This is a genomic window from uncultured Thermanaerothrix sp., from assembly GCF_938028735.1.
Taxonomy (GTDB): domain Bacteria; phylum Chloroflexota; class Anaerolineae; order Anaerolineales; family Anaerolineaceae; genus Thermanaerothrix.
This window is the reverse complement of sequence record NZ_CALIMF010000002.1, coordinates 447,185-470,685: the sequence shown is the minus strand read 5'-3', so window position 1 is coordinate 470,685 and position 23,501 is coordinate 447,185. Positions and strand designations below refer to the sequence as shown.

Here is a 23,501-nt window from a genome sequence, read left to right as displayed (position 1 = left end):
ATATGTCTGATCATGGATGATGTCCTGAGTGCTCAAGTGGGCTCACTTTTACGTAGAGGCGGGCTATACCTGGCAGTGGCGGAATCGTGCACGGGGGGGCTGCTGGGGCATCGTCTAACCAACGTGCCGGGGTCATCCGATTATTTCCTAGGGGGAGTGATCGCCTATGCCGATTCGACCAAGCAGGCGTTGCTGGGAGTAAAGGCTGAAACACTGCTCCGTTTTGGTGCGGTGAGCCGCGAGACGGTGTTGGAAATGGCGCGTGGGGTGCGGGAGCGTCTCCGCCCATCGGGAATCGCCATGACGCAATTGATTGGTCTTGCTATTAGTGGTATTGCCGGGCCGGGCGGTGGTACCCCCGACAAACCCGTTGGGTTAACGTGGATTGCTCTAAGCACTGCCGATGGAGAGTGGGCTTGGTCGTATCGCTGGGAGGGGGATCGGTTACACAATAAGGCTTCCTCAGCGGAGCAGGCTCTGCGCCTTCTACTCAATTATCTGGAGGAGCATGTCTCAGCGTGTTGAAGTGATCCTGCGTGTCCAAAGCGGGCGTCGGCTTCCTTGGTTAGTGATTCATCAGGGACATGTGCTCCCCATCACCGAATGGGGGCGGGCTTGGGTGGATTGGGATGGTGAGCATTACCTGGTTCGCCTTGAAGGGCAGGCTTGCGAGCTGTGGCACAACACCGCTGAAACCGCCTGGTATTTGCGCCGTGTGGCCGGTCCAGTTCGCCCGGCCTAAGGAGGGATTGTGGACAGCCCCAAACGCATCGTCATTTTGACAGCCGACGCCGGTTTTGGGCATCGCAGCGCGGCCAATGCGGTCGCCGCGGCGTTGCAAGAGCGCTATGGAGCGCAGTGTGAAGTGCACATCCTCAACCCGCTGGAGGACAAACGGGTGCCTTTTATCCTGCGCGAGAGCCAGGCGGATTATGATATCCTGGTGCGGAAGGCGCCGGAACTTTATCGGCTGGGCTTTGAGGTGTCAGACGCGACCTTGCCCAGCGTGGTCGTGGAAGGGGCGCTTACGGTGATGCTGTTCGAGGTCCTATGGGATCTTGTTCGTGAGTATCGCCCTGATGCTATTTTGACGACTTACCCACTTTATCAAGCCCCGTTAACGGCGGTTTTCACCATCTCGCGTCGCTTTGTACCGTTGCTGACTGTCATTACCGACTTGGTAACCGTTCACCGTCTGTGGTTTCATGACCGCGTGGATTATTGTTTGGTACCCACGCAAGCGGTTTATGATCTGGCATTGGAATACGGCCTAACACCGGAGAAAGTGCGCCTGACGGGGATCCCGGTTCATCCACGTTTTGCTCAGGAAAAGCGTCCCAAGGTCGAGATTCGGCACACGTTGGGCTGGCACCCTGACCTGTTTACCGTGATGGCGGTCGGAAGTCGTCGGGTTTCGGGATTGATGGAGATGCTGCATGTGCTGAATCACTTTGGAGCGCCGCTACAAGTTGTTGTAGTGGCAGGCAAAGATGAAGAACTTTATGCGGATTTGCAGCAAATGGAATGGCATGTGCCAGCGTTTCTGTATCAGTATGTGACTGAAATGCCGACTTTTATGCATGCGGCCGACTTGCTCGTTTCAAAGGCGGGGGGACTCACAGTGACCGAAGCCTTGGCCAGTGGTCTGCCGATGGTCTTGATTGATGTGATTCCTGGGCAGGAGACCGGCAATATGCAGTATGTGGTTGAAAACGGCGCTGGGGATTGGGCTGAGCAGCCCCTTCAGTTTCTGGAAGTGTTGGCGCATCTACTTCAGAATGACCGGGCTTTGCTCCGCCAGCGGGCTGAAAGCGCGCGCCGTCTGGGGCGTCCGTTCGCAGCCTACGAGGTGGCCGAACTGATCTGGGAGGCTGCCCAAGCCGGACCAGTGCATAAAACTGCCAGCAAGCTAGCCGGGAGGCGCTCTTTACTAGATTTGCTCAGGCTGAATCAAGTGCACTGGGACGACGCGGCAGAGGCAAAGGAGGCTGAGTGAGGCACGTAGATGTCGTGGTTTTGATTTCTGCCCAGGCAGAGTGGGCGGTGGTGAAGGGTTTTTATTCTCATCCCCCACAGGAGCAAACCCCTTATGGGGATTTTTTTTGAGATGGAAATTGAGGGGATCAGGGCGATATTTGTGCATGGGGGATGGGGAAAAATCTCGGCGGCGGCCTCCGCTCAGTACGCTCTAGATCGTTGGCGGCCACATCTGCTGGTTAATCTAGGAACCTGTGGGGGAATTGCCGGCCAAGTGCAGAAGGGGGAAATCCTCCTGGCAGAGCAGACGCTGGTTTATGACATTTGTGAGCGAATGGGAGATCCTCAAGCCGCGCTGGATTTCTATACCACGGCTCTGGATGTGGGCTGGGTGGGAGAGCAGGCGCCTTTACCGGTACGTCGTGTCTGTTTGCTCTCTGCCGATCATGATTTAGACCCCTGCGAAATCCCGGCGCTGCGCGATCGCTTCGGAGCGGTGGCCGTGGATTGGGAAAGCGGTGCTATTGCGTGGGTAGCAGCACGTAATGATTGCCCCTGCCTGATCCTGCGCGGTGTGAGCGATGTGGTGGATGAGCATCAGGGAGAAGCCTATGCGGCTTTTGAGGTCTTCCAGCAAGGGGTTGAGAGGGTCATGCGCCCCTTGTTGGCTACGCTCCCTGCGTGGCTCTCGCTCTGGGCAGAACAAAGGCTTAAGGATTCTCACTGAAGTCTTCCGCGCGCATTCCTGCCCAGAATTTTTGTGACAGGTTTCACTATTTATTCATGTTGGTTATCCATAGTCGGGGGGGTGGATAGATGATATACTGGCTAAATAGGAGTAAATAAGTAAACTATACATGTTGTATGTTTTCACCTTTGATTAATCTTTGCATGGCATAATTAGGCCGGGTATCCCGGGCTGGACAAGATATTGGTGTGATGATCAATGACAAGAGGAGGCCAAATGTCTCAACCCACTGTCGAGCTTCCAAAACCGAGAGGAAATCGTGCTAAGTTCTTGGTGGGTGGCTTATTGATCGTAGCGGCGATCATTTACCTTATCGCCTCATCCACTCAGGCCAGCGCACAATATTTCCTAACCATTGAAGAACTCAAGGCCAGGGCAGACGAAGTAGTAGGTCGCGAGGCACGTATTTCGGGAGCTGTGCTTGGGGACACGATTCAATACGATCCACAGTCGTTGCAACTAAGTTTTGAGATTGCCCACGTACCTGGAGACAATAAAGAGATTGAGGCACAAGGCGGGTTGGCAGCCGTGTTGCACGCGGCGGTCAACGATCCCAGCCGCCCCCGCATCAAAGTCATTTACCACGGGGTAAAGCCCGACCTTTTGCGCCATGAGGCCCAGGCCATCGTCACCGGCAAGTTGGGTGAAGATGGGGTGTTTTACGCCGAGGAGTTGCTCCTCAAATGCCCTACCAAGTATGAAGAAGCCCTGCCGGATCAGGCAGGTAGTTAGCGTGCTAGACGATTGCCCAGAGTCCTATCGCAACATAAAGGGTAATTTAGTTTCGTCCATCTGCGGGTGGCCGAAGAGGAGAGTATTATGGTGGCTGAAATAGGGTTTGGTGCGCTTATCGTTGCCTTTGTTGTTTCAATTTACGGGATCCTGGCAGGCCTTTACGGGGCGCGTCGTCATGCAGAGCCTTGGTTGGAAAGCGGGCGGCGGGCTATGCTGCTCACTTGGCCACTCATTACGCTTTCGGTGGTCTGTTTGGTGGCCTTGTTGGTGGGCGGGCACTACGAAGTGCAGTATGTCTATAATGTGAGTAGCAGATTCATGCCCCTTTACCTTAGGATAACGGCCCTGTGGGGTGGACAGGCCGGTTCGCTGGTTTTCTGGTCTTGGCTGATGGCAGCCTTTGCTGCGGCGGCGACTCTGCGCAAATGGGACCGGGACCGCGAGTTTTTGCCCTGGGTGATTGTGGTTACACTGGTTACACTGGCGTTTTTCTTGGGGCTGGTTATCTTTGTGGAAAACCCCTTTGTCCGTTTCTGGCAAATGCCAGATGGCCGGCAGGCGGTGGCAATGTTTGCTCCACGTGGGGCTACTCCACTTGTGCCGATGGATGGGCGCGGGCTTAATCCGCTCTTGCGCCATCCGGGGATGATTCTACATCCGCCGATGCTATATCTAGGCTTTGTGTCTTTTGTCATTCCCTATGCGTTTGGTGTCGCCGCATTGGTTACCGGGCGAACCGATGATCGATGGATTCGCATTACCCGACGCTGGACACTGGTGGCTTGGTTATTCCTCTCGCTGGGGCTTATTTTAGGGAGCCGCTGGGCGTATGATGTGCTGGGGTGGGGCGGTTATTGGGGTTGGGACCCGGTTGAGATTGCTGCCTTTATGCCCTGGCTGAGTGGCACGGCATTCCTCCACTCGGTGATGATTCAGGAAAAGCGGGGACTTTTCAAACGCTGGAACATGATTTTGATCATTCTGACCTATGCGCTGGTTATCTTCGGGACGTTTCTAACCCGTTCGGGGGTGCTTTCTTCGGTGCACGCTTTTGCTCAGAGCGCCATTGGTCCGCTGTTCTTTGGCTTTATTGCCTTTACGTTCATCGGCTCCATGGGGCTGTTGCTGTATCGCTGGAACGATCTGCGCTCTGAAGGGGTCATGACTTCGCTGCTCTCGCGCGAGGCCCTCTTCTTGCTCAACAACTTGCTGTTTATGGGGATTCTGGTAGTGTGCTTCTGGGGTGTTATTTACCCCCTTATTTCTGAAATCTTCACCGGGCAAAAAGTGACAGTAGGCCCTTCCTACTACGAACGCTCTACGGCGCCCCTGTTTGCCGCTCTGTTGCTTCTAATGGGCATCGCCCCTCTTTCTGCTTGGGGGCACTCCACACTCAAGACGCTAGGGCGGGCCTTGTGGAAGCCCCTGATTGCCTCCATAGTAGTTGTTATTGGTTTGTGGGTAGGCGGAATCCGCGCCTGGAGTGCATTGCTGGCCTTCTGGTTGGTTGCTCTAGTATCGTTGGTGACCCTGTATGAGTACTATCGGGCGGTGGTGGCGCGGCATCGCCGGACGGGTGAAAACTACCTGCGGGCATTATGGAATTTGGCCGGGCGCAACCGTCGTCGCTACGGGGGGTACATTATCCATCTGGGGGTTGTACTGATGGCGCTGGGAATCATCGGGATTGAACTTTTCCAAACCGAGACTCAGGGCACGGTGCAACCCGGAGGTTCTCTGCGCCTAGGTGATTACACCATGCTCTTCCAGCGCCTGGATGTGTTTGACACGCAGGACGGTCGCAATGTGGCGCGCGCGGTGGTTTCGGTTTTCAAGAATGACCGTTATGTAGGTGAGCTGCATCCGCGGCGGGATTTCTTCTATGATTCGCAACAAACCATGACGATTCCGGGTGTGCGTAGCACGATGGAGGATGACTTTTATGTCATCCTGGTGGATTGGCAATCTTCTGCTCAGGGGATTACCTTCAAGATTTATCATAATCCTCTAGTTAATTGGTTGTGGGTGGGCGGCCTCGTGTTTATCTTGGGAACGCTGGTGGCGGCCTGGCCGGATCGCGAAGCCGAGTCACCCCGCGCCCGAGCGGCGCAAACTCTGGCGGTACAGGGGGCTTAACTATGAGTGGGATCGGTCTTAGGAAGCTGCGCTTTTCGTGGCAATACCTGGTTTGGGGGGTGCTCCTGGTGTTGATGGTGGGAGGGGCGATGGTGCAATCTGTGCGGGCTCAGCAGCCTACCCCTTCGGATGATGAGGTGAACGCAATTGCCAAGACCATGTACTGCCCGGTTTGCGAGAATGTGCCTCTAGATGTATGCCCTACTCAGGCGTGTGCCCAATGGCGTGAGTTAATCCGCCAGAAACTTGCGGAGGGTTGGACGGAACAACAGATCAAGGATTATTTTGTAGCGCAATATGGTGATCGGGTGTTGGGCGAGCCGCCTCGCCGCGGCTTGCACTGGTTGGTTTATGTGCTGCCTCCACTTTCCTTTTTAGCGGGTGTCCTGATCCTCGTCAATGTTTTTCGGAACATGCGTCGGGCCAAACCAGTGATTGCTTCACCCGATTCCAAGGTTAAGGCCTCGTCCTCTTGGGACGATCCTTATGCTCAGCAACTTGAGGAAGAACTGCGCCGGCGTGAGCGTGGCGAGTGAACACTTGGAATTTGGAGATGGAGAGCTAAGATGAGCACTGACTCCCAACCGAACACCGGTTCGCGTTCGTTATCCCCAGTGATCATTGCCATTTCGTTTGTGGTATTGATTGGCTTTCTATACCTGATCGGGCAGGGACTACGCCGCGCCTATGCTGGACCAATTACCATTGGACAGAAAGTTCCCGCATTTGAGCTAACCACGTTTGAAGGCGAGGTCATTCATACGGCAGACTGGCAGGGTAAGGTGATTGTAGTCAACTTTTGGGCTTCGTGGTGTAAGCCTTGCGAGCAAGAGGCTGTCGATCTGGAACGCGCCTGGCAGCGCTACCACCTCGGCGGCGAGGTGCTGTTCCTGGGGGTGAACTATGTGGATACCGAGCCGGAGGCCCGTGCGTTTGTCGCAAAATTCGGCCTCACGTACCCCAATGGCCCAGATTTGCGAACAAAGATCTCGCAAATGTTTCGTATCCAGGGCGTCCCCGAAACTTATATTATTGACCGCAGCGGACGGCTGGCCTTTGTGAAAAAAGGCCCCACTACACTGAATGAAATTAGCGGGGTTGTTGACCGATTGTTGGCTCAGACCCCGTAAGGAGTATGACTTTATGGAACTAGGTGCATTATTTCTCATCCTGGCGCTAGCATTATTAGTGGGATTCTACCTCAGCCAGCCCTTCCTTGATCTCCGCTTGCGCCGGGTTTCATCCGCTGCGCAAGCGGCAGCAGATAGCCGTGAACACCTTCGTTCCAGCCTGCTGGCGGAGCGCGATCGCTTGATCAATGCTTTGCTAGAACTGGATTTTGATTACGCTTTGGGAAAAATCCCTGAAGAAGATTATCCGACTCAGCGTGAAGGCATGCGTCAGGCTGCAGTGCAAGTTTTGCGTCAACTGGACGAACTGGAGATCTCAGCGGCAGAGGGCGGGGCCGAAGCACGGTTGGAGGCCATGCTTGGGGCGCGACGGGCCGCGTATGGGGATGAGGCCCTGCCAGAGGAGATGGATGAGATTGAGCGCCTCATCGCTGAACGCCGACGCGAACGCCAGGGAAAGGGGGCCGGTTTTTGCCCCCAATGTGGTCAACCGGTGCGACAAGAAGATCGATTTTGTCCCAAGTGCGGGGCTGCTTTGAGGGCAAACGGATGAAAGCATTGATGAGTCGTTATCACTACATGGCTCTGGGGATTCTTCTTGGGGGGTGGTTGGCGCTTTTCTTGGTTGGGTGCTCGCTGGCGGCCGATGTTACCCCTCCTCCAGATGCCCAGTCGTTTGTCGCGGCTCAACCCACTCCGACTGGTGAGGCGCTCCCTCTTGTTCCACCGGACCCGCGTCAGGGTGAAGCCATCTACCGTGAGAAATGTGCCCCCTGCCATGGCGAGCAGGGAATGGGGGATGGCCCTCAGGCGGCGCAATTGCCCGTGGCCGTGCCTGCTTTGGCCGATCTCCAGCGGGCACGTGAGGCCAATCCGGTAGCGTGGTATAGAGTTGTGACTCAGGGCAACATTGAGCGGTATATGCCGGGTTTCCGCTCCCTGAGTGATCGGCAGCGTTGGGACGTGGTGGCTTATGCGCTTTCCCTGAGTCTTTCAGAGGTAGTGTTACAACGTGGCGCCGAAATCTATGCCCAGGAATGTCAGGTCTGTCATGGCCCGGGGGGACAGGGGGATGGCCCGCAGGCCGCTTCTCTGGGTGTTACCCTCTCGAACTGGCGGAGTGAACCTGGGGTCCTGGCGGAGCGTTCCTTACACGAGATTTACACCGCTATTCAGATGGGAGTTGCCCCTGCCATGCCTGGATTCGCGCAGAGGTTAAGCGATGAGGACCTATGGGCCGTGGCGGGTTACGTACGCTGGCTCTCGTTTGCCGTGCCCTCCGCTACCACCCGGGGGATTGAGGAGGGAAGCCTACCGGCAGCAATTACTACGCCGGAGCCCGCCTCCCAGGTGACCTCAACCCCCGTGACCTCACTCCCAGCCATTGCGCTGGCTACAGTCACCGGTCAGGTTAGCAATGCAACACTGGGAAAAACGCTGGCGGACGTTGAGGTGCGCTTATTGGCCTTTGATGGCATGACCACCGCTTTTGAACGCACCACACGCACGGATGTGCAGGGACGTTTTGCTTTCACAGAGGTTGAAATTCAACCCGGACGGATTCTGCTGGTCACGGTGAGTTACCAGAATCTTTCTTTTGAGTCCCAAGCTTATCACGTCCAAAATCAGGACATGGCTTCAACTGACCAACCGATTGATCTCTCGGTGGCTGTTTACGAAACCACGACCGATGTCTCGGTGCTTCGTGCAGAGCGTATGCATGTTTTTCTGGACGTGCTCAGCAATGAACGTTTGCAGGTGGTGGAGCTTTTGCTCTACAGCAATGCGAGCGATCGAGTACTGGTGGCTTCTGAAACCAATGGCCCGGTGTTTAGCGTAGCCTTGCCCGCCGGTGCTGAAAATCTCCAATTTCAGGATGGAATGTTGGGAGGGCGTTATGTAGCAACGGGCAATGGTTTTGGCGATACCGAGCCTGTTTACCCAGGGATGAGTTACCAGCTCCTATTTGCGTATGAACTGCCCATGACACGCCAGGTGTCGCTGAGTATCCCGGTGCCAATGCCGGTAGAGGCAGCAGTGATCATGGCCCCTCAGGAGGGGATCAACCTGAGCGGTCCCCGTTTGCAAGCCATGGGCACGCGCCAGGTACAGGGGATGACCTTGCAGGTCTTTACTGCCTCTGCGTTGGAGGCGGGATCAACGCTAGATCTCACTCTGGGGGTGCGGCAGGCCTTCCCTTGGCGCATAAACCTGAACACCGGAAGCGGGTTGATCCTGGGTTTGGCAGTGTTTGTAGTCGTAGGATTGGGGGTGGGCATGTGGTACTGGCGACAAACACGTTTTCAACGGGTGGTGGAATCCTCATCGGTGGGTGAGAGCGAGGACCCGGCGGCCATCTTGGATGCGATTATTGCCCTGGATGATCTTTATCGGGCGGGTGAACTACCGGAAGAAGCCTATCGCACGCGTCGGGAGGAGCTGAAAGCCCGACTACGTAATCTAAAACAGCCCAAGGTATAAAAGAGCGAAGCATGGTGCTCATCGAAGTACGGCATCTCACCAAACGTTATGGCCCTAAAGTGGTGCTACGTGGGCTGGACCTGCGTGTGGAGGAGGGTGAGTTTGTTGCCTTATTGGGCCCAAACGGCGCGGGGAAAACCACGCTACTGCGCATCCTGGCCTCTCTTTCTAAGCCAACCCTGGGCGAAGTTTGGATTGCTGGTTACCGGTTGAGGGATCAGGCCGCCTGGGTGCGGCAGCGTTTGGGCGTGGTCTCACACCAACCGCTACTCTATGGAGACTTAAGCGCCGAGGAGAACTTGCGCTTTTATGCCCGGCTCTACGGATTGCGAAATGCAGAGACCCGCATTCGTGAAGTCCTGACCCTAGTGGGGCTTTGGGCACGGCGGCGTGACCTGGTGCGGACTTTTTCGCGTGGGATGCAGCAACGACTGGCCATTGGGCGGGCTATTCTGCACGATCCCGAAGTGCTTTTGTTGGATGAGCCACATACTGGGCTGGATCAGGAGGCCTGTGACATGCTCGATCACCTGTTGCGCCAGGTGGCCACCAGGGGGCGGACAGTGGTCATGACCTCGCATGATCTGGCGCGCGCGGCAGACCTAGCTTCGCGCTTTGATGTGCTTAGCGGGGGGTGTATCCAGGCGAGCGCGCGGCGCGAAGATCTGGCCGGCGATGCCTTGTTGACCTTTTACCGGCAGGCGTTGGGGCCTCAAAATGCCGCTTCTGTTTCTAAGGAGGTGTTTCCGTGAAGGCAACGGGGGCGGTTTCGTTCTGGCAGGCCACCCTGGCTGTGTTATGGAAGGATCTGGCAGCCGAATGGCGCAGCCGTGAGTTGCTCTCGGCAATGCTGGTTTTTGCCTTATTGGTCATCTTTATTTTCAATTTTGCTCTCGAGTTGCAAACTCAGTTGCGCGCTAGTCTTAGCGCGGGGGTGCTGTGGGTTACCCTAACCTTTGCAGGCACATTGGGGCTGAACCGCTCACTAGCGGTTGAAAAGGATCGAGGTTGCTTGGATGGCCTTTTGCTGGCGCCGGTGGATCGGGCCGCAATTTACGCGGGCAAGGCGTTGGCTAATTGGGTTTTCATGCTCATTGTGGCCGCAATTATGCTCCCGCTGTTTGGGCTTTTTTATAATGCCTCTCTGATTTTACCCGGCGTTGTCCTGGTGGTGCTTTTAGGCTCTGAAGGCTATGTGGCGGTAGGGACGCTATTGGCTAGCATGGCAGTCCAGGCTCGTACACGCGATATCCTTCTCCCAATTTTGCTGTTTCCAGTAGTGATCCCAGTGGTGGTGGCCGCCGTCAAAGCCACAGGTGGTTATTTGCAGACTTTACCTTTGGAAGAAATTCGTCCTTGGTTAAACCTTTTAGGGGTTTATGATGTAATTTTCACTTCGGTAGCGTTTATGGTATTTGATTCTATTTTGGAAGAGTGATTGAGGAGGTTTCCATGTCAACAACTCCCCGTGCTTTAGTGGCAATGGATGTAGCCGCCGGTCTGGCATTGGCAGTGGCAACTGGCATGGTCTTCTTTTACGCTCCGTTAGAGCGGGTTATGGGAGCGGTTCAGAAGGTGTTTTATTTTCATGTGGCTGCTGGCTGGGTTGGTATGCTGGGCTTTGGGCTAGCGGCAGTGGCAGGTATTGCTTACTTGGTGACCCGTCGCAGCCGTTGGGATTTGCTTGGAGTGGCCGCCGTAGAGATCGGCCTGGTGTTTACGTTGATCAACGTGGTAACGGGTATGATTTGGGCACGCCCGGTTTGGAACACTTGGTGGACATGGGACCCGCGCCTGACGACGGCTACAATTATGGAATTGGTTTACGTTGCTTATCTTATGCTGCGCCAGGGCATCGAGGATCCGGAACGCCGGGCGCGTTTTGGAGCCGTCTATGCCATTGTGGGCTTTCTAAGCGTCCCGCTCACCTTCTTCTCCATCCGCATTTTCCGCACCATTCATCCGGTTGTGCTGGGAGGGGGTGATCCGACGGTCACCGGGGCTTTTGCCATGACCCCCCGAATGACTCAGACGTTGATGGTCAGTTTGGTGGCGTTCTCGTTGTTGTTTATGGCTTTGCTGTGGCATCGTCTGCGCTTGGGCGAGTTAGGCGAGCGGGTGGAACAATTGCGTCTCAAATTGCAATCGTAATGAGGAAAAGACCATGGATCAGCCAGCCAATACAGTTAACTACTTTATAACAGGGTATGTGATCATCTTTGGGGCCATGCTCGCCTACCTGGTGAGTTTAGTAGTGCGCTGGCATCATTTGCGTCAGGATGAAGCCCTGCTGACGCAACTTGAAGCCGAAAAGACCAATCCCCAGGCAGGGGAAGCTAAGCCGCATCAGCCTGTGTGAGGTCCCGTGGGAAAGAGGCAGCAGTTTTATGCCGTCTGGCAAGGACGGGAACGTGGAGTGTTTGATTCCTGGGAGGCCTGTAAGGCGCAGGTGGAGGGGTTCCCGGGCGCTCAGTACATGGGATTTGACACGCGCGAGGCCGCGGAACGGGCGTTGCAGCGGCCTTATCTCGAGGTTTTGGCTGAACGTCAGCGCCCTCCGCGCCAGTCTTATTCGCCAGCACCGTCACAGGGTTACTGCGTGGATGCGGCCTACGACACTGCCCGCCAGCGACTGGAATACCGCTGTGTGCACCTTCCCTCGCGCCGTGAGGTTTTTCACGTAGGCCCCTTACCCGATGGGAGCAACAATATCGGGGAGTTCTTGGCTATTGTCGAGACGTTGATGATGTTGGTGGAGCGCAATGACCCGGCCCCGGTATACTCGGATTCGGAGGTTGCCTTGCTGTGGGTAACTCTGAAACGCTGCCGTACGCGATTGCCTGAGCGCCCGGAGCGCGCCGCTCTTTTTGAACGCATTAGGCGGGCTGAACAATGGCTACAGACCCATACCTTCCACAATCCCCTGCTCAAGTGGGAAACGGCGCAGTGGGGTGAGAACCCTGCCGATTTTGGGCGTAAGTGAGCAAGAAGCGGACTTAAGACCTCCAACGGGGTCAGTGTTGGATAACCCCGTTGGAGGCATTTCAGCAGGTGCAGTGTGTGGAGAGGCCCGTGCTGGCCCGTTTCCCTTACTTAAGCGGCCTGGCTCTGGGAAATCTGAGGCAGGCGCGTGGGAATGGCCGCAATTTCCTCTTCAGGGAGGGCCAGGTCTTCGAGTTGCCCATTGTTGTAGGCATTGTAGGCGCTCAGGTCGAAGTGCCCGTGGCCAGAGAGGTTGAAAAGGATGACCCGTTTCTCGCCTGCCTCCTTGGCCTTCAGGGCTTCATCAATGGCGACCCGAATAGCATGGGCTGATTCGGGTGCGGGTAGGATGCCCTCGGTATGGGTGAAGAGCACGGCGGCTTCGAAAACGGATCGTTGAGGCACAGCCACGGCCTCGATATAGCCCGCATCGTAGAGGGCGCACAGGGTGGGTGCCATCCCGTGATAGCGCAGACCGCCGGCATGAATGGCCGGTGGAGTGAATGAGTGTCCCAGGGTGTACATCTTCATCAAGGGGGTCATCCCGGCCGTGTCACCAAAGTCGTAAGCATAGATGCCACGAGTTAGTGAGGGGGCAGCGGTGGGCTCAACGGCGATCAACCGAGTGCGCTGGCCGTTCCGCAGATTCTCGCGCAGGAAGGGGAACGCAATCCCTGAGAAATTGGAACCCCCGCCAATGCACCCAATGACCATATCCGGATACTCACCGGCCATGTCCATTTGCTTGAGGGCTTCCTCACCAATCACAGTTTGATGCAGAATAACGTGATTGAGCACTGACCCTAGGCTATACTTTTTCTTTCCGCCTGAGGTAGCGGCCACCTCAACGGCTTCAGAGATGGCAACGCCGAGGGAGCCGGGGTGTTCGGGGTTGGTCGCTAGGATGGCACGTCCAGCCTGTGTGCGATCAGTGGGACTGGCGAAAACCTGGGCGCCGTAGGTCTCCATCAAGAAACGACGGTAGGGTTTCTGCTGGTAAGAAACCTTGACCATGTACACTTCTAGGTCGAGGTCAAAGAAGCGGCAAGCCATGGCCAGGGCCGACCCCCACTGCCCGGCGCCTGTTTCTGTGGTCAGGGCATGCGTTCCAGCGGCCTTGTTATAGAAAGCCTGAGCCAGGGCCGTATTGGTCTTGTGGCTCCCCGAAGGGGAGACCCCCTCATATTTGTAGTAGATGTGTGCTGGGGTACCGAGGGCCTTTTCAAGACGCCGGGCGCGAATTAACGGGGTGGGGCGATAGAGTTTATAGGCCTCACGTACAGGTTCGGGTATCTCAATGTAGCGTTCCGGACTGACCTCTTGCAAGATCAACTCCATTGGAAAGAGCACGCTGAGATCATCTGGGCTCAGCGGCTGGCCAGTTGCCGGATGCAGAGGTGGGCTAAGGGGTACCGGCATGTCGGCCAGAACATTGTACCAGAAACGGGGCAGGTCGTTTTCATTGAGGATAAAGCGGGTCTGTTCAGACATGGTAAGCCTCCTTTGGATAATTAGTTTAGAGCAAGGATACTTTTTGAAGGATCTGCCTTTTTTGTTGGCACACCAAAATAAAAGCGTGTTCGCCTCGTTTGGAGACGAACACGCTTGGTGTCCGCGGTGCCACTCCAGTTAGGTGGCTTTCCTAACGAAAAGCCCCCGGTGAAAGCACGCGGGGGAAGAAAGCCAGCCTCACTCGTTACGGGTACAGTGGTCCGATCACGATACCCTTTGCCCTGATAACGGTGGCAACTCCGGCTCAGGCTACTATCCCGCTCATCGGGAGTTCGCCCTGCAACTCCAAGGTCCATTCGGCAACGCTGTACGCGCAGGCTCTCACCTTTACCCTGCTCTCTGGAGCGCCCTGGCGCTGCTTACTCGTCCTCTTCAACGTTTTTCAATATTTTGTTTTGCTTGATTATATGGCTTTCAGGCGTTTTGTCAATAGCCCGATTGAAAGAGATTTAGGGTTTTGTTTCCGGGGCAATTCGCCAATCGCCCCGGAAACGCTATTCAACCCCATTTTTGAAACAGTCGCATTGAAATTCTTAAGGATTTATCGCTTCAGAATCTATATCTATGAAGTGGCTTTGGGGTGCTGGGTGAGGATGGCGGAAAGCAAGATCAGGAAAAGATAGGCCGTGACAGCAATGAGAATGTAAGCAGTGGTGCGTATATTGAGGCTCATAAGGAAGAGACTAATGAGCAATCCTCCCAGTGGCACGGCCAGGCAGGAAATGGTGAGAACCTTGCGTTCCAATCGCCGTAGCCCGTAGCACGCTACACAAGCGATTGCCCAGAGTACAACGATTACGTAGTACATGGGATGCTCCCCATAGATGTCCGTCGTTGAGAGGGTCTCGAAGACCAGATAACCGGGCAGACATCTATCTAACCACATTATATAATTAAAAACAATGAATTTCAATAAACATTACTTATCAATAGTTAAAAACCATCTCCAAATGCCCATGGTTTCAGGTGATTGACCAGGGGCTCTGGAGATGAGATTACAAAGTATTACGGAGTATGAGAGCGCGAGGCTGGGTCTTAAAGCACGTGCCGGTTCATTAGGTCCATTTCGCGGAGCAGGCTTAAACCAATGGCACTACCTTGCATGACCAGGAACAGTCCGATCCCGGTAAAGAGGGGCGTGCTAATGTTGGTGATCAGGAACGACACCGCAGAAGGTTGACGCAGCACCTCAGCCAGGCTCAGGCTTTGCTGGGTCAGGGTGATCTGGATGTTGATCACTTGGGCGATTACATCCGCTAGGAATGCAGCCAGGACTACCCATGAAAAGATGCTGAGCAAGGTGGTCACCAGGACGAGTGCTCTGCTACTGTAAAGCACCGGCTCGCTGACCTCAACCGCTTCAGGTACATTGGGGGTTTCTTCCACTTTTATGACTCCTTAGGATATGAGATGGCCTTGTCCTCTCTAGCCGAGAACAGGTTCATTCTAACACGTATCAGCAAAGATGTAGGCGCGGATTGAGCGAACGGGCAGGCTGAACACTGGCGCATTCAGGGGAGAGGGCTTAAAATAAGGGCGCTGTAACAAGGCGAACGGCAAAGTGTGTCGATCGTGATCTCTCACAAAAATCTAGTCGTTACTTAGGAGTGCTGCCTTGACGTTTCCGAATCCGTTTTATCGCTGGCGCCCACATCCCTGGCATGGGTTAGAGACCGGTCCCCAGCCCCCGCAGTTGGTCTATGCCTATATCGAGTTAACCCCGTTTGATCTGGTGAAATACGAGGTTGAAAAGACCACCGGTTACTTGAAGGTGGACCGGCCTCAACGCACCTCATCCCAGCCTCCCACTTTGTATGGGTTTATTCCCCGTACTTATTGTGGGGCAAGGGTGGGAGCTCTGACCGGAGGGGCTTACCGGGGGGATGGAGATCCATTAGATATTTGCGTTATCAGCGAACGCCCAATTACCAAATCGGAGGTGATTCTAACTGCGCGGGTCATTGGGGGCATGCTGATGATTGATAACGGCGACGCTGACGACAAAATCATTGCGGTTTTAGCCAATGACCGCTTCTGGGAAAGTGCCAACGATGTGAATGACCTTCCAGACGTGCTGGTGGAGCGTTTGCGGCACTACTTCAGCACCTATAAGTTGGTGCCAGGTAAGGAATCCACTACTTTCATTGAACGCATCTACGATGCTCAGCACGCGATGCAGGTGATTGAGGCGGCCATTCAGGATTACGTTGACATGTACGGGGGTTAGTTTGTGGTCGTCAGTTGACCTGTTTGCCGCCGACGCCAGATTTCCAGGTCGGCGGCATGTTCTTCTTCATGCTGCACCACCCACTCATAAACAAGGTCGGCGAGGCTTTTTCCCAGCCAGGGGAAGCGAGTGGGAGAACTTAATTCCTGCTCGTTGAAAGCCTCCAGACGGCGCAGGGTTTGAACCCGAACCCCCTGAAAATCTGCCCACACGCGTTCCCAAGGCCGATCTTTGGATTTCTCATACCACACGGCGTTCTGGCGATCAGTATCAAAGGCCTTCAGGTGCAGAGTAGTGGGCTTGATGCCCTGGCGAACCTGATACAAAAGGGTGACAGTCTCAGCCTCCCACATCGCTAAGTGGGCCAGCACGTCCTTGACAGACCATTCCCCTACTGCTCCCGGTTGGGTGAGCAGGGCGGGTTCCAAGCCTTCAATGGCGCGTAGCAGACGCTCACGGCTACGTTGCAGAGCCTGAAAAAGAGTTTGCTTATCCATGAGCATAAATCTCCCTTAAGCCCGAAGGAAAAAGTGCGTCTCAATTTGCTGCCAAGTTTCTTCCGGGTAAATTGGCAGGAATTGGCCTAGTAAAGGGGTGGCTCCGCGGATGCATTCGGCCATGCGCTGAGCCAGCCGCCGCAAGGAGAAGTGGGCATTAGGTGCACTCCGCAACGCAATCAGGTGCCAGGCCTGGCGGAAGTTGAGCCGTATCAACGCTCGACGGTGGAAAGCATTCGGGACCACATAGGCAGCCACTTCCGGGTTCCAGGTTGCCAGCTCACGGTAGGTTTGATCGGCAAATGTCATAACGTCCTCGTAGGACTCAAGCAAACCAGCAGCTTCAATGGCCCGTGGGATGGCATAACCCAGATAGGTGCTCAGGGGTTGAGGGCTAAGGGTCATCATCCGATGACGTTTGAGTTCAAGGTAACCTCCCTGGTCCAGCATAACTTCGAAAGTGAACCCAACATGTTCCAGTTCGCGGAGCGGGGGGGTAAAGCGATCCAAGCCACCCAGGACGTGTTGCGCCAAGGCAGTTATCTGTTCAGGGGAGCGCCCTTGGATAGCCCGACGCGCCTGATCAAAACTCAGGTGCGAATAGCGAAACAGGCAAGCAGCCAGAGCAATTTCCTCAGCGTTGCAGTCCCAGGCAATCAGGCGACACCAATCCCCAATCTCGGGGGAGATAGCGGGAGCTTCTTGTGCCAGTAGGTGAGGAAGAGTTTGAAGATAGGACACGGCCTCGGCGTACTTGACTAAAGTCGGCACAGAAGCCCGGGCGACGGCCTTCATTTCTGCACCCAGCGCACGTACCTCCTCCAGGGGATGAGAAAGCATCTTGCGAAGTGTGTGTTCTAGCGCGCGGGCGTTGATAGTGACCCCCACGTTGGCCAAGGCGGCTGCCGGCAGGTAGAAACGACAAACATCCACATATTTGGAGCGAATGCGTCGTTCCCACATGCTTTCATCCTCATCAGGGCAGCGTGGAAATTGCTCAGCGATGACCTCACGAACTTTGGGTAGGGCCTGATGGTAGTGGGTGAAGAGGGCTCGACAGGTCTCCAAGTAGCGCTTTTCAAGAGGGTGACCTGCCAGTTCCGTTGGACGATAGAAATCCTCCGGGCCCCATTTTTGATAACGGGTGGATTTTTCGGTATACGACGCCAGGCGACACGATTCTAGGGTTTCAATCGCCAGGCGTGAGATGTTCTCGATGGCGATGTGAAGAACCGCATGTTCTGCAACCGAGGCATGACCATACCCTACCACCCATTTTTCATGGAAGGCAGCGCTCTTTTCCTCCGTTAATTCCGCGGCAATATCGCGAAAACTTTGAGGGGAACGTGAGGTCTTGGCGAAAGTGACAGCAATGGTTTCGGGAGGTAAGGATTGGGGATCCAGCAAGTAAACCTGGCGCTCAGGGCACATGGTTCAGTATCTCCCGGGCTTTACGAATGTCGTTGTGAATTTGGGCTTTCAGGGCTTCGATATTAGCAAAGCGTTGTTCAGGGCGCAAGCGAGCGACAAACGCCAACTTGAGCGTTTGATGGTAGAGATTACCTGTGAAGTCCAGGAGGTGGGCTTCCAAGTGACGGCTGGGCAAAGGGGAGTCAAATGTCGGGCGCAGGCCCAAATTGGCAACCGCAGCCAGGCGTCTTTCCCCAATCCAGGCCCAGGTGGCATAGACGCCATTAGCAGGAAGCAACTTTTCGGGCCAGAAAGCCAGGTTGGCGGTGGGAAACCCCAGGAGGTGTCCTCGTCCATCCCCTTGTATCACGGTACCTTCAATTGAGTAAAGCCGCCCCAACCACTGGTTGGCGCTTTCGATCTCACCCTGAAGGATCAGATGACGGATATGGCTGGAAGAGATGGGTTGTCCCCCTTCCTGAATGGGATGGGTCAGGATGACCTCGTACCCCAGTTGTTGTCCAATTACCTGAAGCTGTTCAGGGGTGCCTTCGCGGCCACGTCCCAGCGCAAAATCATAGCCGATAACTAGGTAACGCACCCTCAGGTGAGTGGTTAGCCACTGCATGAACTCCAGGGCGCTCAGGCTGGCCATCTTGAGATCAAACGCAAGTGTAATCACCCAATCCACCCCTAATTCACCCAAGTAGCGGGCGCGCTCATCGGGGGTGGTAAGGTAGCCAGGAGGGGGGCTCTTGCCCAACACGGCGGTTGGGTGGGGATAAAAGGTGACCACCACGGCGGGATGACCTTGTTGATGGGCGCCTTCTACCAGCGTGCGAATGAGTGCCTGATGCCCGCGGTGAACACCATCAAAAGTACCAATGGTTACCCAAGAATTCTGGAGCGAGAGTGCGTCGAGAGAGGTCACGTGTTTCATGTTATCTGCCCATCTGCGCACCTAAGGGGTCAGTGATGGGAATGGCACCCGCAAAAAATTGCAGCAACCCCATTGCACGGTGATTGCTGCGTTCGTCGTAGATCTCACTTAGGTGATGTGATTCCTCAAGAGGCTTTATCATCCTTAAACCGTGCTACGAGAAGAACACCTTCTTGGGCTGCCACTCATTGGTGCTTTCATCGTATTCCAGCAAAGCCACCAATTCCCCTTGCTCGTTGATGGCGCGCACCATCTTGCCGATGCCAGGCTGTCCGGGGATGCGATGCCCGTGGCGGATGAGTTCGACCTGCTCATGGTCCAACTCGATGGCCGGCCAATCGGCAAGGGCCTCAGCTGCTGGGATGAGGTACTGGTACCAGGTGCCATTTTCAAAAGCTTCGCGCAATTTCCGTAAGGGTACAGCATCTCGCAGGGTGAAGCGTCCGCTACGAGTGCGGCGTAGGCCCACCAGATGGGCACCACACCCCAGCACTTTGCCCAGATCATTGGCCAATGAGCGGATGTAAGTGCCGGACGAGCAGTGGATATCAATCACAGCCTCCGGAGGGGCCCATTCAAGCAGTTCCAGGCTGTATACCTTTATCTTGCGTGGCTGCAGGTCCACCTCTTCGCCTTCACGCGCCATCTCATAAGCCCGGCGCCCTTGAACCTTGACTGCCGAATAAGGTGGCGGTACCTGCTCAATTTCACCCACAAATTGTTGCAGAACCTCCGCAAATTGTTCTTCGGTAATCTCAACCGGCGAGGTGCTGACTACCCGGCCTTCGGAGTCGTAGGTATCGGTGGTTTCACCCAGGCGGATCACGGCTTGGTAGCGTTTATCCGAGGCAGAGACGTACTCGCTCAGTCGCACTGCCGGCCCGATCAGGACTACCAACACCCCTGAAGCCCGCGGGTCAAGCGTTCCTGTATGTCCAGCCCGGCGGATGTTCGTCCCCTTACGAATAATCTGGACCACGTCGTGGGAGGTCAACCCCACCGGTTTATCAACAACGAGAACGCCCGAAATAGCATTTTTAATATCAAACTGACGTGTTCGATCATTCATGCTTGCTTCCCCTGCTCAACCTCTAGCCGTTGTGGATTTGAACTTAGTGACTTGTTGTTCCCATAATTCTTGGGTGGCCTTAAGCACTTTTTGCTGCACATCTTCCAGATTCCCATAGAAATCGGCGCCGGCGGCAGCAGGATGTCCACCACCTCCAAAGTGGGCTGCGAGGGCTGAGACATCCCATCCAGGCTTGGCCCGCCAGCTCACCTTGATGCGCCCATCTGCATGCTGAACGAAGAGCACGGCAATATCTCCATCCTCAATCCCTGAGAGTATATCGGTTAAGTCTGCGTCATCGTTTCCCTGGTAACCAGCCGCGGCACGATCGGCCTGGGTGAGAGTGGTCCAAATCAACCGGCCCTGACGTTTCAGGTTAACCAACCCATAGCCCCAGAAACGGGCTGCCTCAAAGGAGCGGTGGATCAGCGCGCGTTTATAGAGTTCGGGCAGGTTGGCCCCTTTCTCCATCAAGTCGGCCGCCAGGCGCAGCGCCTTAGGAGTCATGTTTGAGGTTCGGAATCCTATTGTATCGGTAATTATGCCAGTTAGCAAGGCGCTGGCCACTTCCGGCGTGATGGGTAAATCCCAAGCAGGGAGGTGTTCGGCGAGGATGGCAGAGGTGGCCACAGCCTCAGGGTCAATCAGATTAACGCGGGCAAAGCCGGGGTTGGTCACATGATGGTCAACGCAAATGTCCACCTGATAGCCATTCAGGCCTGAGGCAATCCGCGGAACATCGGCGGTATCAAGCACAACAAAAAGATCAAATGGAGGCTGAACATCGCGGCGAATCTGGTCAGTTCCAGGTAAATGGCGAAAAGTGTGCGGGACGCCATCTGGCAGCACCATTTGGACAGTACGTCCAGTTTCCTGCAGGGCTAGCCCCAAGCCTAGAAGGGAGCCTACCGCATCGCCATCCGGCCGTATGTGTGTGGTGATCAGCACACGTTGAGCTGCGTGCAGCATTTGGCGGATGATGTCCAGCTCAGCACCTGTCATGCTGTCTCATTCCTGGCTTCGCCCTCATCCGGCGATGCGGGTTGATTTTGGGTTTCGGCGGTTGAGGGATTGCTTCGCAATGAGGCCAGTAAGCGTTCGATGCGGTCAGCGCGTTCGGGGGTAGGATCCCAGTGAAAGCGCAGCCGTGGAAACACGCGCAGTTCAATGCGGTCGGCCAGCAAGCGCCGAATGTAACCGCTAGCGTGGTTGAAGGCTTCCAGGATTTCGGGCGCACGCTGGCTGCCCTCAACTGCTGAAACGTAAATATCGGCATAGGCAAATTCGCGGTCCACCTTAACTCCAGTGATCGTGACGCCGCTCAGGCGTGGATCGCGAATCTCGCCCATGACCAGCATTTCGGAGATTTCTTCCTGAATTCGTTCGGCTATGCGTTGCAACCGTTGAGGTGTTGGCATTTTTCTCTACTCGACTTTCTCAAGATTGAGGACTTTTGCGTTCGATAATGTAGCACTCGATCTCATCTCCAACTTGTATGTCATCAAAACCTTTGAAACCGGCTCCACACTCCATACCGGCGCGCACTTCGCGCACGTCTTCCTTTTCGTGCTTGAGCGAGGCAAATTCTCCATCGTAGATGACCTCGCCCTTGCGGCGGATGCGCACACGCGCGCCGCGGCGGAATTCACCCTGCAGAACCCGGCAACCGGCAACGTTGCCAACTTTAGAAATATGAAAAACAGCCAGCACCGTGCCTTTGCCAATGGGCACTTCTTTTTCAGATGGCTCCAGCATACCCTTGAGGGCTTTTTCGATATCTTCGGTTAGGCGGTAGATGACATCGTACAGGCGGATAGAGACACCTTCACTTTCAGCCAGTCGACGCGCGGCATGATCGGCCTGAACATTAAAGCCCAGGATAATGGCATGAGAGGCTGAGGCCAGCATCACATCGCTCTCACTCACATTGCCGGTTTCGGCATGGAGGATGTTGATCCGAATCTCACTGTCCTTACTCAAATCGTTGAGGGATGAGATGATCGGTTCCAGTGATCCTTGTACATCAGCCTTGATGATCAGGCGCAGTTCCTGGGTTTCGCCAGCCTGCACTTTGCTGAAGAGGTCCTCTAGGGAGGCCTTAGGTAGGGCCTGGCGCCGCTGTTGCCGTTGGAGCAGGCGTTCTTCTACCACCTGGCGCGCCTCACGCTCGCTTGCATACACCCGGAAGAGTTCGCCTGCATCAGGCACTTCATTAAGACCCATGACCTGCACGGGGGTAGAAGGCCCGGCCTTGCGCAGTTTACGACCACGGAAATCGAACATAGCACGGATGCGTCCATAGGCGGTCCCAGCGACGACAATATCCCCCGCCTCCAGGGTGCCGTTGTAGACCAGCAACGTGGCAACTACCCCGCGGGCACGGTCAATTTTGGCTTCAATAACGGTGCCAAAGACCTGTCCATTAGGGTTGGCTTTGATGTCCAGGCTATCACTGACCAGTAGGATGGCTTCTAGCAAATCCTCAATACCTTGTTTGAGTTTAGCTGAAACCGGCACCACAATGGTATTCCCACCCCATTCATCTGGCACCAGACCTACCTCGGCCAGCTGACGTTTAGTAAAGTCAGGATTGGCGTCGGGGCGATCAATCTTGTTGAGCGCCACAATGATCGGTACGCGTGCTGCACGGGCATGGGCAATTGCCTCTTTGGTTTGAGGCATGACGCCATCATTGGCGGCCACCACCAGGACCACGATATCAGCGCCCTGGGCCCCACGCGAACGCATGGCCGTAAACGCGGCATGACCGGGGGTATCCAAAAAGGTGATCAGTCGCCCTTTGTGTTCGACTTGGTAAGCGCCAATATGTTGAGTGATACCGCCAGCTTCACCTGCGGCTACGTTGGTATGGCGAATCGCATCCAGCAGGGTCGTTTTGCCATGATCCACATGGCCTAGGATTGTCACCACGGGGGGACGCGGCTGTAAGAGCCGGGGGTCTTCCTTGGCAATCCATTGGCGCCATAGTGGAACTTCACCAGTTTCCTTCTCCTCTTCTACCTCATGAACCTCAGGTTTGGCTTCAAATCCCAATTCAGAGGCCACAATGGCTGCCGTATCAAAATCCACCATTTGGTTAATGTTGGCCATGACGCCGTTGTCCATGAGAATGCGAATCACCTGTATCGGGCTGGCTTGCATGCGCTGGGCCAACTCACGGACGGTCAGACTTGCCGGTAATTCGATGGTCTTCGACCCGTTATCGCTCATAGATACTCCTCACTTTCTAGTTGGTTTCCTACGTTGGTCGAGCGATCGGGGCGAGCACCAGAGTAGCGGGGATTTTACCCGGCGGGGGCTCCTGGATCGCGGGACCCAGTTGGGGGCTGGAGAGGGGTCTCCTCTTCTGGGAGGGTGGTCATGAAGGCTAGCAGGTACTCTCGTTCGTTGGCAGATAGTTCGGTCCTGAGCGCCTGCGCCAGTGCCCCTTTAAGCGCCCGTTCCCAACACGACCGCTGATTGTGCAGGTAGGCGCCGCGTCCGCGCATCTTGCCCGTTGGATCCACCTTTACCCCTTCGGGGGTTCGCACCAAGCGGATCAGGCTGCGCTTGGGGAGCACCTCGCGGCAACCCACACAGGTGCGTTGAGGCACGTGTTTGGTGCGCCGGGGTTTGGCTTTAGCCACTGCTCCTTAT

The 23,501-nt window shown here is 55.4% G+C and carries 27 protein-coding genes; 16 read left to right on the top strand and 11 right to left on the bottom strand.

Translation table 11 applies throughout. The features are described from left to right. The first annotated feature begins 12 nt into the window (after positions 1 to 12). The 15 genes from Q0721_RS02850 (at position 13) to Q0721_RS02780 (ending at position 12,190) form a co-directional block, all read left to right on the top strand. Entirely contained in the window at positions 13 to 525 is a 513-nt protein-coding gene (locus tag Q0721_RS02850) for a CinA family protein (protein ID WP_299025093.1), read from the top strand. After that, positions 509 to 742, top strand: coding sequence for a hypothetical protein (locus tag Q0721_RS02845; protein WP_299025091.1), 234 nt, complete (start codon positions 509 to 511; stop codon positions 740 to 742). Before Q0721_RS02850 ends, Q0721_RS02845 begins: the two co-directional genes overlap by 17 nt. Before the next feature lie 9 nt (positions 743 to 751). Beyond that, positions 752 to 1,996: a glycosyltransferase gene (locus Q0721_RS02840; RefSeq protein WP_299025089.1), complete on the top strand. Its 1,245-nt coding sequence runs from the start codon at positions 752 to 754 to the stop codon at positions 1,994 to 1,996. A 63-nt stretch (positions 1,997 to 2,059) separates the two neighbouring features. Continuing rightward, positions 2,060 to 2,704 carry a 5'-methylthioadenosine/S-adenosylhomocysteine nucleosidase gene (locus Q0721_RS02835; protein ID WP_366519159.1) on the top strand — a complete coding sequence of 215 codons (645 nt, stop codon included), beginning with the start codon at positions 2,060 to 2,062 and terminating at the stop codon, positions 2,702 to 2,704. Between the two features lie 237 nt (positions 2,705 to 2,941). Beyond that, positions 2,942 to 3,457: a cytochrome c maturation protein CcmE gene (locus Q0721_RS02830; protein ID WP_299025085.1), complete on the top strand. Its 516-nt coding sequence runs from the start codon at positions 2,942 to 2,944 to the stop codon at positions 3,455 to 3,457. A gap of 87 nt (positions 3,458 to 3,544) precedes the next feature. Then, a complete protein-coding gene (locus Q0721_RS02825) occupies positions 3,545 to 5,596 on the top strand; it encodes a heme lyase CcmF/NrfE family subunit (RefSeq protein ID WP_299025083.1) in 2,052 nt (683 codons plus the stop codon). A 2-nt stretch (positions 5,597 to 5,598) separates the two neighbouring features. Next, entirely contained in the window at positions 5,599 to 6,132 is a 534-nt protein-coding gene (locus tag Q0721_RS02820) for a cytochrome c-type biogenesis protein CcmH (protein WP_299025081.1), read from the top strand. A 30-nt stretch (positions 6,133 to 6,162) separates the two neighbouring features. Further along, positions 6,163 to 6,726 carry a TlpA disulfide reductase family protein gene (locus Q0721_RS02815; RefSeq protein ID WP_299025079.1) on the top strand — a complete coding sequence of 188 codons (564 nt, stop codon included), beginning with the start codon at positions 6,163 to 6,165 and terminating at the stop codon, positions 6,724 to 6,726. A 13-nt stretch (positions 6,727 to 6,739) separates the two neighbouring features. Further along, positions 6,740 to 7,279, top strand: a complete 540-nt coding sequence (locus Q0721_RS02810) for a zinc ribbon domain-containing protein (RefSeq protein WP_299025077.1) — start codon at positions 6,740 to 6,742, stop codon at positions 7,277 to 7,279. Next, positions 7,276 to 9,207, top strand: a complete 1,932-nt coding sequence (locus Q0721_RS02805) for a c-type cytochrome (RefSeq protein ID WP_299025075.1) — start codon at positions 7,276 to 7,278, stop codon at positions 9,205 to 9,207. Before Q0721_RS02810 ends, Q0721_RS02805 begins: the two co-directional genes overlap by 4 nt. A gap of 11 nt (positions 9,208 to 9,218) precedes the next feature. Further along, the gene (gene ccmA / locus Q0721_RS02800; protein ID WP_299025073.1) at positions 9,219 to 9,959 is read left to right on the top strand and encodes a heme ABC exporter ATP-binding protein CcmA; all 741 of its coding nucleotides are present in this window, start codon (positions 9,219 to 9,221) and stop codon (positions 9,957 to 9,959) included. After that, positions 9,956 to 10,645 (top strand): heme exporter protein CcmB, encoded by a 690-nt coding sequence (locus Q0721_RS02795; protein ID WP_299025071.1) that lies wholly within the window; start codon positions 9,956 to 9,958, stop codon positions 10,643 to 10,645. The genes ccmA and Q0721_RS02795 overlap by 4 nt, the downstream gene beginning before the upstream one ends. A gap of 14 nt (positions 10,646 to 10,659) precedes the next feature. Beyond that, positions 10,660 to 11,358 carry a cytochrome c biogenesis protein CcsA gene (ccsA, locus tag Q0721_RS02790; protein ID WP_299025069.1) on the top strand — a complete coding sequence of 233 codons (699 nt, stop codon included), beginning with the start codon at positions 10,660 to 10,662 and terminating at the stop codon, positions 11,356 to 11,358. A 13-nt stretch (positions 11,359 to 11,371) separates the two neighbouring features. Then, the gene (locus Q0721_RS02785) at positions 11,372 to 11,566 is read left to right on the top strand and encodes a hypothetical protein (RefSeq protein WP_299025067.1); all 195 of its coding nucleotides are present in this window, start codon (positions 11,372 to 11,374) and stop codon (positions 11,564 to 11,566) included. 6 nt (positions 11,567 to 11,572) lie between these two features. After that, the gene (locus Q0721_RS02780; RefSeq protein WP_299025065.1) at positions 11,573 to 12,190 is read left to right on the top strand and encodes a ribonuclease H family protein; all 618 of its coding nucleotides are present in this window, start codon (positions 11,573 to 11,575) and stop codon (positions 12,188 to 12,190) included. A gap of 110 nt (positions 12,191 to 12,300) precedes the next feature. Here Q0721_RS02780 and Q0721_RS02775 read toward each other — a convergent pair whose 3' ends face one another. The 3 genes from Q0721_RS02775 to Q0721_RS02765 form a co-directional block, all read right to left on the bottom strand. Next, positions 12,301 to 13,680 carry a TrpB-like pyridoxal phosphate-dependent enzyme gene (locus Q0721_RS02775; RefSeq protein WP_299025063.1) on the bottom strand — a complete coding sequence of 460 codons (1,380 nt, stop codon included), beginning with the start codon at positions 13,678 to 13,680 and terminating at the stop codon, positions 12,301 to 12,303. Between the two features lie 583 nt (positions 13,681 to 14,263). After that, positions 14,264 to 14,509 (bottom strand): hypothetical protein, encoded by a 246-nt coding sequence (locus tag Q0721_RS02770; RefSeq protein WP_299025061.1) that lies wholly within the window; start codon positions 14,507 to 14,509, stop codon positions 14,264 to 14,266. 227 nt (positions 14,510 to 14,736) lie between these two features. Further along, positions 14,737 to 15,087 (bottom strand): hypothetical protein, encoded by a 351-nt coding sequence (locus tag Q0721_RS02765; RefSeq protein ID WP_299025059.1) that lies wholly within the window; start codon positions 15,085 to 15,087, stop codon positions 14,737 to 14,739. A gap of 229 nt (positions 15,088 to 15,316) precedes the next feature. Between Q0721_RS02765 and Q0721_RS02760 the strand changes: the two genes are divergently transcribed. After that, positions 15,317 to 15,928 carry an inorganic pyrophosphatase gene (locus Q0721_RS02760; protein WP_299025057.1) on the top strand — a complete coding sequence of 204 codons (612 nt, stop codon included), beginning with the start codon at positions 15,317 to 15,319 and terminating at the stop codon, positions 15,926 to 15,928. Here the strand turns inward: Q0721_RS02760 and Q0721_RS02755 are convergent. From Q0721_RS02755 to Q0721_RS02720, 8 genes are all read right to left on the bottom strand, one after another. Then, positions 15,925 to 16,425, bottom strand: coding sequence for a DinB family protein (locus Q0721_RS02755; protein ID WP_299025055.1), 501 nt, complete (start codon positions 16,423 to 16,425; stop codon positions 15,925 to 15,927). The genes Q0721_RS02760 and Q0721_RS02755 overlap by 4 nt on opposite strands. Positions 16,426 to 16,440: 15 nt before the next feature. Next, the gene (locus Q0721_RS02750) at positions 16,441 to 17,856 is read right to left on the bottom strand and encodes an FAD-dependent thymidylate synthase (RefSeq protein ID WP_299025053.1); all 1,416 of its coding nucleotides are present in this window, start codon (positions 17,854 to 17,856) and stop codon (positions 16,441 to 16,443) included. Further along, a complete protein-coding gene (locus Q0721_RS02745) occupies positions 17,846 to 18,775 on the bottom strand; it encodes a bifunctional riboflavin kinase/FAD synthetase (protein ID WP_299025051.1) in 930 nt (309 codons plus the stop codon). The genes Q0721_RS02750 and Q0721_RS02745 overlap by 11 nt, the downstream gene beginning before the upstream one ends. A 154-nt stretch (positions 18,776 to 18,929) precedes the next feature. Beyond that, positions 18,930 to 19,844, bottom strand: coding sequence for a tRNA pseudouridine(55) synthase TruB (truB, locus tag Q0721_RS02740; protein WP_299025048.1), 915 nt, complete (start codon positions 19,842 to 19,844; stop codon positions 18,930 to 18,932). A 15-nt stretch (positions 19,845 to 19,859) separates the two neighbouring features. Next, positions 19,860 to 20,846: a DHH family phosphoesterase gene (locus Q0721_RS02735; RefSeq protein ID WP_299025046.1), complete on the bottom strand. Its 987-nt coding sequence runs from the start codon at positions 20,844 to 20,846 to the stop codon at positions 19,860 to 19,862. After that, positions 20,843 to 21,262, bottom strand: coding sequence for a 30S ribosome-binding factor RbfA (gene rbfA, locus Q0721_RS02730; RefSeq protein WP_299025044.1), 420 nt, complete (start codon positions 21,260 to 21,262; stop codon positions 20,843 to 20,845). The genes Q0721_RS02735 and rbfA overlap by 4 nt, the downstream gene beginning before the upstream one ends. A 19-nt stretch (positions 21,263 to 21,281) precedes the next feature. Beyond that, positions 21,282 to 23,075, bottom strand: a complete 1,794-nt coding sequence (infB, locus tag Q0721_RS02725; protein ID WP_299025042.1) for a translation initiation factor IF-2 — start codon at positions 23,073 to 23,075, stop codon at positions 21,282 to 21,284. A 74-nt stretch (positions 23,076 to 23,149) separates the two neighbouring features. Continuing rightward, a complete protein-coding gene (locus Q0721_RS02720) occupies positions 23,150 to 23,491 on the bottom strand; it encodes a YlxR family protein (protein ID WP_299025041.1) in 342 nt (113 codons plus the stop codon). Positions 23,492 to 23,501: the final 10 nt, after the last annotated feature.